The organism is Gilliamella sp. Imp1-1 (assembly GCF_001690415.1).
GTDB lineage: Bacteria > Pseudomonadota > Gammaproteobacteria > Enterobacterales > Orbaceae > Gilliamella > Gilliamella bombi.
This window is the reverse complement of sequence record NZ_LZHK01000024.1, coordinates 1-7,200: the sequence shown is the minus strand read 5'-3', so window position 1 is coordinate 7,200 and position 7,200 is coordinate 1. Positions and strand designations below refer to the sequence as shown.

Annotated in this window: 8 protein-coding genes and 2 pseudogenes; 2 read left to right on the top strand and 8 right to left on the bottom strand. The window is 36.4% G+C overall.

Features of this window, described 5'->3' with window-relative positions:
• The 4 genes and pseudogenes from A9G38_RS02735 to rplM form a co-directional block, all read right to left on the bottom strand.
• Window positions 1–203 (bottom strand): helix-turn-helix domain-containing protein (locus tag A9G38_RS02735; protein WP_141671696.1); only part of this gene is annotated, 203 nt, incomplete at its 3' end.
• Window positions 204–281: 78 nt separating this feature from the next.
• Window positions 282–1,111, bottom strand: a pseudogene (locus A9G38_RS12530) (reverse transcriptase N-terminal domain-containing protein); the annotation flags it as partial.
• Between the two features lie 1,569 nt (window positions 1,112–2,680).
• Window positions 2,681–3,073, bottom strand: a complete 393-nt coding sequence (rpsI, locus tag A9G38_RS02725) for a 30S ribosomal protein S9 (RefSeq protein WP_034915459.1) — start codon at window positions 3,071–3,073, stop codon at window positions 2,681–2,683.
• Between the two features lie 11 nt (window positions 3,074–3,084).
• Entirely contained in the window at window positions 3,085–3,513 is a 429-nt protein-coding gene (rplM, locus tag A9G38_RS02720; protein ID WP_034901369.1) for a 50S ribosomal protein L13, read from the bottom strand.
• Between the two features lie 274 nt (window positions 3,514–3,787).
• On the opposite strand from rplM, the gene A9G38_RS02715 reads away from it, so the two are divergent.
• The gene (locus A9G38_RS02715; RefSeq protein WP_051634357.1) at window positions 3,788–4,408 is read left to right on the top strand and encodes a YrbL family protein; all 621 of its coding nucleotides are present in this window, start codon (window positions 3,788–3,790) and stop codon (window positions 4,406–4,408) included.
• Here A9G38_RS02715 and pmrB read toward each other — a convergent pair.
• Together pmrB and A9G38_RS12735 are read right to left on the bottom strand one after the other, a co-directional pair.
• The gene (gene pmrB / locus A9G38_RS02710) at window positions 4,377–5,480 is read right to left on the bottom strand and encodes a two-component system sensor histidine kinase PmrB (protein ID WP_034915454.1); all 1,104 of its coding nucleotides are present in this window, start codon (window positions 5,478–5,480) and stop codon (window positions 4,377–4,379) included. The two genes, A9G38_RS02715 and pmrB, sit on opposite strands and share 32 nt — an antisense overlap.
• A gap of 33 nt (window positions 5,481–5,513) precedes the next feature.
• Window positions 5,514–6,177, bottom strand: a pseudogene (locus tag A9G38_RS12735) (response regulator).
• Window positions 6,178–6,447: 270 nt separating this feature from the next.
• Between A9G38_RS12735 and A9G38_RS11910 the strand changes: the two are divergent.
• Window positions 6,448–6,591: a helix-turn-helix domain-containing protein gene (locus A9G38_RS11910; protein WP_141671695.1), complete on the top strand. Its 144-nt coding sequence runs from the start codon at window positions 6,448–6,450 to the stop codon at window positions 6,589–6,591.
• Here A9G38_RS11910 and A9G38_RS12730 read toward each other — a convergent pair.
• Both A9G38_RS12730 and A9G38_RS02700 read right to left on the bottom strand, forming a co-directional pair.
• Complete coding sequence (locus A9G38_RS12730) at window positions 6,574–6,747, bottom strand: integrase core domain-containing protein (RefSeq protein WP_080702392.1); 174 nt, start codon at window positions 6,745–6,747, stop codon at window positions 6,574–6,576. The genes A9G38_RS11910 and A9G38_RS12730 overlap by 18 nt on opposite strands.
• Window positions 6,698–7,200 (bottom strand): DDE-type integrase/transposase/recombinase (locus A9G38_RS02700; protein ID WP_141671694.1); only part of this gene is annotated, 503 nt, incomplete at its 5' end. The genes A9G38_RS02700 and A9G38_RS12730, both read right to left, overlap by 50 nt.

Genomic DNA, 7,200 nt, shown 5'->3' with positions numbered 1-7,200 from the left:
TCTTCAGTTCGACGATTATCTTTTGCGATGAATGAGCCGGTAGTTTGGTACTGCATTATCCAATTATCTAATGCTGATTTGGTGAGGTCATACTCTGCGACGATATCCGCACGTTTTTTACCATTTTGATATAGCATGACCATTTGTTTTTTGAACTCGTTAGTAAAGCTACGTTTTGCTCTTCGTGATGAATCGATTGCCATTGTTGTTACCTTCTCTTATTTTTAGTTTATCATAACAATGACCTTATAAAACTGGTACTAATTAGTGTAGCCGATCCACTTGCTTGCTTTTTCACCGAAGTGTTCAGCGAGCACTTTCTCTAAACCATCTAACGCCATGTTCGCCAGTGTCGGAGAAATTATGCCACCTTGCGGTGTTCCTTCCTCTGTTGCTTTCACCTGTCCCATATCAACAACGCCTGATTTTAACCATTTCTTCAATATCCTTTTATTTATTGGGATATTATTTATTAACCATTCATGGCTAATATGGTCAAAACAGCCCTGTATATCTGTATCTAATACCCCTGCGCAGGTTGGTTTGTTTCCCTCCCTTTGTGCGAGTATATTCGATGGATATGTGTTATCGCATCCGCCGTTGAACGATTAATGCGAAACCCATAGGAGCCTTTGTCCGCTGTTGTTTCTGCTACAGGCTGAAGGGCAAATAGATAAAGCGCTTGCATTGCTCTGTCTTTCATAGTCGGAATACCCAAAGGGCGTTTCTTTCCATCAGACTTTGGGATATATACCCGCCTGAGTGGCATCGGTTTATATCCCTTGCTTGTCAACGTTGCAATCGTTTGCCATTTTGCCTCGGCAGTTGACCATGCTACCTTGTCAACTCCCGTAGTCCTTTTACCTCTGTTTTCGGTCACTCTTCTTACCGCTAATTGCTTAGCGTAAGTCGAGCGTGTTAATAATCTTTGCAAGCGTTTAACCTTGCGCCAATTATTCTCAAGTGTCGCTTTCGCAATCCTGCTCTGCAATCCTTTAACATGTCTTGTTGCTTTGACCCAGTCAATACTGTGCCATTTACGAGCCATGTCAGAGGTCGCTGGAGCTGGACTCTTATTAGCCTTTAAGCTATTATGAGCTTGCTCTTTCATACTTACCTCTTGATACAAGAAGTAGCAGAAATTACTTGATTTTTTGGTGAATAACTACCAATGAACACCCACGTTGCATGTGGTAGTTATTCAGTTAATCAAATAACTCTACCACGATGTAACATGGTTAATGATTGAGTTTTGAGCTTGACGTCTGCTTGTAACAGATGAGTTATTCTTCCCAATAATTCATTTTAAACTGTTAGGAATTCGTCAGCTCATCCCTCGCCTAAAATAATTCCATCAGAAATTATCCACTAAAGGATTAGCCCGTCATCTTGCGACGGAAGACCAGTTAGAAGTCTGCATCCTTTCGGATTAGGTCATGTCTCATACCCTATGTTAGCCATTACAGCCAACCCTTCGCTTTCTCTAACCTCCTTTACCTGCACACTCAACAGCATTACTTACGCTCTGCCTGCCGTACACTCTTCTGTTTTTCCGTATATATACGGTTACTGAATTGTGGACGGCAAATGTACAGGCTTACCAAGTTCCATTATTACCACACGAATAGTTAAGATGTAGACTGTCCGCCGATAGTCGTATGATGGCGTACTCCCACGCTAGAAAGGAGTAACCGACTATGTACCTTTGGTTAAAGCCTATCAGTAGCTTTGGCTTTTCCAGCATTACGACGTTTGTCATCTATTCACTTACGTTCATCTTTCTATTCAGTCTTGCCCCTCATAACCTGCTACTGGTTATTACTTAGTTTCACCTCGCGATTTCACTAACCTTGCTATTCCTCAAGGGGGTACGTTGTCAGGAAGCTCCGCACCAGACCGTTGCCAGTCTCGCACTATCCCTAGACTACTACTAGCCATATAGTAGGTTGGCTCTCATATAATTAAAACTTTTTCTATATGATTCAACAATGGCAATAACAGCTTATGCACTGCTCATAAAACTGCTCGAGTGAAGTAAATAGGTTTTTATACCTGATATTCCACCAATAATATATTGTACAAGGATTATTATTGTCCCTTCATTATCACCCTTAAAGTTATTATTATTGACTTTAGTTGGTTATATAATGTTGTGACTAATCTTTTGTATATATTTACTTACTTTCTTAATGTTTCTATGATTAATGGTCATAGGTATTAAGTAGCAACTTATTAGTTAAATAGAGACGTCGGCAATGTATAATTGCTCGCCTTGTAGTTGTGTATAGTCCAACTATGACTGGAGAGTGTATACTCTCAAAAGGCTCCAGTTTTCTTCATGGCGAAGTTTTGATGTCAGCTATATCTTCGGCTCATCATGTAGTTGTATATAGTTCAACTCTGGACTGGTAAGGATTATCCTTACAAAAGGCTTACATGAATATGTCCCCTCTTGCACACGGGTCGAAAGGTTAACTATTTAACGCTTTCGGTATTTTCTCCCCTTCGGGAGTTATGAGGCTCCCTCGAGGAGTTTACAAGCATGTAAATAAGGAAAGAGTATTTCATCTTCGCTCTTATCTACGAATGAAAGGGAAAAGTATTTCATCTTCGCCTTTCATTCACTTGATTTTACGAAAAAAATTCATAAAAATCAAGCACTTAGTACTGCTTGTCGCACCTAACGTTTGCTGAATTGAGGACGACGACGAGCTTTGCGTAGACCCACTTTTTTACGTTCAACTTGACGTGCATCACGAGTAACAAAACCTGCTTGACGTAACGCAGAACGTAAAGTTTCATCATATTCCATTAACGCACGAGTAATACCGTGACGAATCGCACCAGCCTGACCTGAAATACCACCACCTTTAACAGTGATATAAAGATCAAGTTTATCAGTCATTTCAACTAACTCTAACGGTTGCATAACAACCATACGAGCTGTATCACGACCAAAGTATTGCTCTAAAGAGCGCTTGTTAATAACGATGTTACCACTACCTGGTTTGATAAATACACGAGCAGCAGAACTTTTGCGGCGACCTGTACCGTAATATTGATTATCAGCCATCTTTTATCCCCTTAAATATCTAGTACTTGCGGTTGTTGTGCCGCATGATTGTGCTCACTACCAGCATAAACTTTTAGTTTACGGTACATTGCACGACCAAGAGGACCTTTCGGTAACATGCCTTTTACAGCAATTTCGATGACTTGTTCAGGATGACGTTCAATCATCTCTTTAAAAGTCGCTTCTTTAAGTCCACCGATGTAGCCAGTATGACGATAATAGATCTTATCAGTGCGTTTTTTGCCTGTTACAGCAACTTTTTCTGCATTGATAACGATAATATAATCACCTGTATCAACATGTGGTGTGTATTCTGCTTTGTGTTTACCACGCAAACGGCTTGCGATTTCAGTAGCTAAACGACCTAACGTTTTACCAGCTGCATCAACAACATACCAGTCGCGTTTAACTGTTTCTGGTTTAGCTGAAAAAGTACTCATTCGTAATTATCCAATTTTTAATTAATCTCACGTTAATAAATCATTTGATTTATTTACACTTTTTGATTGTTACCATTAATTAACTCACCCCTTCGAGCGGTTATACTAATATTGACAACCGAAAACAACGTTGGGAAGAACGTTGTCGTAACGTGGGTGGCAATATTATACAGAAATTTTATAAAAGCGCTAGAGTAAAAATAAAAAATCATAGCGAGAAGGAATGCTTACTGATAAACTAAAATCAACATTAAATAACAAAATATTTAAATAAATGAACAATACAATTCAACTTTCAATAGAAGATTATATTAGCAAAGGTTTGCACCGAAAATGTTATCGTCATCCAAATGATCCCAATAAGTGTATCAAAGTGAATTATAATGTTGGTGCTGAAGATGAGACTAATCGAGAAATTTCTTATTATAAACATCTAATTAGACGTAATGTTTCATTCGATGCAATAGCAAAATATTACGGTCCAGTTTCAACCAATTATGGCAAAGGCCATGTTTTCCAACTCATCCGAGATTATACCGGTGAAATAGCTATACCACTTGAAAAATACCTCGCTGATACAAAATTAACTAAGCAATATTACGATGATTTAGTTACTTCATTAAGAAATTTGAAATCAGCCCTATTAAAAGATCGTATTATTACAATGACAATAAAAAGCAAAAATATTTTGTTTCAGCACTTAAGTGCAGATAACAGTCGCTTAATTATTATCGATAATATCGGTAATTCAACTCTTATTCCTATTGCCAATTACATTCCTTTTTTTGCTAAAGCCAAAATTGAACGAACTTGGCAACGTTTTTTAACATCCATTATTAAAGAAAATAGCAACAATAAATTAATCACTCGTTTAGTTGACGAAGTGAATCAGTAATCCTCAATTGTGCAATAGCACCTTTTACATTATTAGGTCTATTTTTTAAGGTAAATAGACCTTGATGTAATTTAGCAATACGGTTGACTATACTTAAACCAAGCCCAATACCATTATGCTTGCGATCCATACGAAAAAAGGCTTGGGTCAGTTTTTCGCTTTTAGACTCATCAATGCCATTACCTTCATCTTCTACAGTAATAATGATATCTTTTTTAATTTTGTAACAACTTACCACAATTTTAGTGTTCTCAGGACTGTAGCGATAACTATTTTCAACTAAATTACGTACTAATAGTCTTATTAAGGTTGCATCACCATTAAAAATAAGGTCTTTATCAGTCAAATACCATTCAAGCTGTTGCTGTTTTTGTGAAGTCAATTCTGTTAGTTCATCAGACAGCGGAATCATAATATCATTATAAAAATTAATATGTTGATACTGTCCTACAGTAAACTTTTGACTAGCTCGAGCAAGCATTAATAGCTGTTCTACAGTACTGACTAATCGATCTATACGATCAATTAACTCTGTGCAATCAATGTTATTGTTATTTTCTAACAATTCTAGATGTAAACGAATGCCTGCTAAAGGTGTCCTCATTTCATGCGCTACGTCGGCGGTAAAAAGACGTTCTTGAGATAATGTTGTACTCAGCCTAATAAAAAGATTATTCAATACAGATGTAATCGATTTAATTTCACGCATATTGCTAATTGGCGCAATGGGTTTTAGGTTCTCTTCAGTACGTTGATTAAGATCTTTCTCTAAAATTTCCAACGGTTTTGTGATCCACTTGATCGCTTTGTACGCTAAAAATAGTGTTACTGCCATCATAGAAAAGGCTGAACAAAACAAAACAAAAATCGCTTCTAATTCTTCTTCTTCAACAACTTCATCAATTTTATTTTGACTTAGAGTCAAATTAACCAATACATCTATTTGTTCTTTACTTTCGTGCCATAACCAAAGGACAGTAATAATCTGACAAACCAACATGATAGAACCCAAAGTAAAAAATAGGTTCCAACGAATACTGTGGCGTATATTACTAAGTGATTCTGAAATCATAATTTAATTATCTAATTTAAATTAATCGAGTTATCAACATCCATCATTAAGTTGATAACCATAACCTCGTACTGTACGAATAAAATTTTTACCCAATTTATTACGTAATCCGTGAATATACACTTCCAAAACATTTGAGCTAGGGTCACTCTGCCAATCATAAAGATCATTTTGCAATAAGTCACGGTGGATCTTTTCGCCAGCTTTTAGCATTAATCAAGATAATACAATAAACTCTTTTGGTGTTAACACTACTTCTTGGTTATTAACAGTCGCTTTTTGTTGTTTTATATCAATAGTAATAGGACCATAACTGATAAGATTATCTGCGGTACCTTGATCTCGACGAATTAACGCTCTTTACTCTAGCTAATAATTCAGTTAAAGCAAAAGGTTTAATCAAATAATCGTCGGCACCATTATCTAAACCTTCTACTCTATCTTCTATGGTATCGCGTGCAGTTAAAATCAAAACTGGCGTTGAAATATGATTTTTTCGCCAGCGAATCAGTAAGTCAAGTCCATCACAATCAGGTAATCCTAAATCGAGTATAATTAAACTAAACTGCCCAAATTGAATATAATCTTCAGCTTGTTTACCATTTGTAGCAACTTCACAAACATAACCATTTGACGTTATACCATCGTATAAACCTTTCTGTAGCAAGCTATCATCTTCAACAATTAATATTTTCATTGATGATTTACCTTATATAAATGTTGGAATCACTAAGAATTCTCAATCGTATAATTATCAGTAATTATATACTTCACGTTACATATCTAAAGCTATTAATTGCGCTCAATAAGAACATACTTATTAAGAAACTTGTTAATACTTATCCAATTTTTATTAATTAAATACCTGGATTCAAACATGAAGTGCAATTTTAAACACAGTGGAGTGAAGAAAGTAGAAAGGTGATTTATACTAGCACCTTCGCACCACCACAGTTTGGAGATTGCTATGTATTATAATCACCTTTCTAGGAAGGAAAGATACCAGATTTTCGTATTATTACAAGCCGGAAAGAATAAAAAAGAGATAGCCCATGTAAAAACCCCAAACTTAGTACACAACTTACGTAGAAAATTAAGCTGCTTGTTTTAGTGTTTTATACTCAATCGGTGTCATGTTATTTAATGCCTCATGCGGTCTTTCGGTGTTATAAATCGTTAGCCATTCTTCGGTTATTCTCCTTGCCTGTGCTAAGTTGTTAAAAAGATATCGAGTATTCAGTACGATTAAATCGTTCAATATAACCATTTTGATAAGGGCTACCGGGCTTTATATAATCAATGGCTATATCATGTGATTTAGCCCAGTTTATAAAGGTTTTTCCTGTAAATTCTGGCCCATTATCGACCCGTATTTTTAATGGATATCCATGATATTCGGCCAGTTTATCTAAGTAACGGGTAATCCTTCCTGCTGGTAAGCTGACTGCAATATCAATACCTAACGCCTCACGATTAAAGTCATCGATGACATTGAATGTCCTAAAGCGACGTTGATTACGGCTACTATCACTCATAAAATCCATTGACCAACATTCACCTTGTTTATTAGGCACAAATAGCTTTTCCGAGCATCGTGGAGGAATGCGTTTTTTTCGTTTTACTCTGAGATTAAGCTTTAATTCACAATACACCCGATAAACACGCTTATGGTTCCATTGATAGCCGAGCTTTCTGATACGATTAAAGCATTTAGGAAAGC